Source organism: Microbacterium sp. LMI12-1-1.1 (genome assembly GCF_040676455.1).
Classification (GTDB): Bacteria; Actinomycetota; Actinomycetes; order Actinomycetales; family Microbacteriaceae; genus Microbacterium.
On record NZ_JBEGIA010000021.1, the window covers coordinates 1 to 2,096 of the forward strand.

Below are 2,096 nucleotides of genomic sequence, written 5' to 3' on the forward strand. Positions count from 1 at the left end.
GACAACGAGGCCACCTGGTTGTCGTTTGCTCAGTCTGCCGGATCCTGGGTTCTGATGCTGGGGAGGCTGTCGATGCCGCGTCCGCGGAGTCGATAGCTGGCCCCTTTGAGGGTGAGGACGTCGGCGTGGTGGACGATGCGGTCGATCATCGCGGCGGCGACGGCTTGGTCGCCGAAGACCCCGCCCCAGGCGGAGAACGGCAGGTTCGACGTGAGGATCAGCGACGCGTGTTCGTAGCGGGACGAGACGAGCTGGAAGAAGAGGTTCGCGGCGTCCTGCTCGAACGGGAGGTAGCCGACCTCGTCGACGATGATCAACCCGTAACGGCGCAGCCGGGCGAGCTCGCGGGGGAGGTTGCCTTGCCGGTGGGCGTCGGTGAGCCGGGTGACCCAGTCCGTGGCGGTGGCGAACAGCACCCGGTGTCCGTGCCGGGCGGCGACGATCCCGAGCGCCGTCGCCAGGTGGGTCTTGCCGGTGCCGGGCGGGCCGAGCAGCACCACGTTCTGCGCTTCGAGCAGGAACCCGCCGGAGGCGAGGGCTGCGACCTGTTGCCGGGCGGTGGGTTGCGCGTCCCAGTCGAAGTCCTCGAGCGTCTTGCGCGCCGGGAACCCGGCGGCTTTGATCCGCAGCTCAGCACCGGACGCGTTGCGGGCGGACACTTCGCGTTCGAGGACGGCGGCGAGGTAGTCCTCGAACGACCAGCCCGCGTCCCTTGCCTGGTCGGCCATCCTGGCGGCGGCTTCGGTGATCCGCGGCGCCTTCAACGCGCCGGCGAGATAGGTGATCTGTTTGATCGACTCGGTCGTCTTCAAGGTGCCCATCAGGCGACTCCTTCGATCCCGAATGCCCGGTCGTAGTCGGCGAGATCCCTCGTCAGGTCCGTGTCGACGGCCGCTGGTCGCGGTTGTTGGACCTGTTGCCGCAGGAGCTTCGCGGTCTCGCGGTGGGCAGGATCGGTGACGACAGCGCCGCGCGCCCAAATGCGGCGTTGGTCGGCAACGATCCGGCCATCCAGTCGCACCCGGACCCGGTCGAGGTCCGCGGTCACGTCGACCATCCGGCCGATCGCTTGAGGGTCGACGGAGTAGTCGCTGGCGTCGAGCCGCACGTAGTAATCCCGCCCGAGACGGGCTCGCTCCCGCCAGCCCAGCTGCAGCGGAACCGGCGGCAGCGGCAGCATCCGGGACCGGTCGTGCTCGATCAGATCGATCGGCCGCGCCTTGATCGTCCGCACCACGCGGCCGTTCGCGCGCTCGAGCCAGTCGGCGAGCTGGGTGTTGAAGTCGACCGGTGAGGCGAAGGTGCGGCCGGGCATGAACGAGGTCTCCATCCACCCGTTGCGACGCTCCACGATCCCCTTGGACTCCGGATCGTAGGGGCGCAACTGCACCACCTTCGTCGCCAGCGTCCCGGCGAACGCGGACACGCCCTGCGCAAGCCGACCCTTCTGACCGATGCCCGGCTCGTTATCCCAGATCAGCCGCCGCGGCACCGCCCGGAGTTGCTGGATCAGCTCCCACGACCCCAGCAGCAGATCCTCGGTCTTCCGAGTCGGGATCATCCTCGCCGTCACGAACCGAGAATGCGCCGCGACGATCACCAGCACCGGCAGCAGCACGTGATTGCCATCCTCGCGCGGAATCTTCCGCGGCGGGAACCACAAATCGCACTGCGCTGCGTCACCCGCTGCCCACGTCAACCGGTCGGCCGGGTCCACCGGGCGATGCTCCGGCCGCAACCGCCGGACGTTCTCCCGGAACCATGTGATCGACCCCGACCACTCCACGCGCTCGGCGATCACCGTCGCCGGCATCGACGGGTGCTCGGCCAGCAACGCCCGCACCCGCGCCTCAAACGGCGAGAACGACGTCTCCTGCGGCCTTCGCTGATACTTCGGCGGCCGATCCGACCGCACCGCCGCAGCCACCGTGTCCCTCGCGATACCGAGGTCCCTCGCGACCTGGCGCTGCGGAACCCCGTCCGCGACCAGCCGCCTGATCAACGCCCAATCTTCCAAGGAGATCACCCACCCAATCTGGTCTGGGTGGCCTAGTTTTCAAGCGTCGTTTTGGCCGGGTTCTCGAACGTCGCCGACA

2 protein-coding genes are annotated in these 2,096 nt (G+C 68.6%); both read right to left on the reverse strand.

The annotated features are described in order from the left end of the window. Positions 1-29: 29 nt before the first annotated feature. Positions 30-821: an IS21-like element helper ATPase IstB gene (istB, locus tag MRBLMI12_RS22235; protein ID WP_363358361.1), complete on the reverse strand. Its 792-nt coding sequence runs from the start codon at positions 819-821 to the stop codon at positions 30-32. Further along, entirely contained in the window at positions 821-2,026 is a 1,206-nt protein-coding gene (gene istA / locus MRBLMI12_RS22240) for an IS21 family transposase (RefSeq protein WP_363358362.1), read from the reverse strand. Before istA ends, istB begins: the two co-directional genes overlap by 1 nt. Positions 2,027-2,096: the final 70 nt, after the last annotated feature.

What these genes read in the sequence shown, in the direction of transcription:
- istB (WP_363358361.1), bottom strand. Translation starts at nt 821, where the DNA reads ATGGGCACCTTGAAGACGACCGAGTCGATCAAACAGATCACCTATCTC.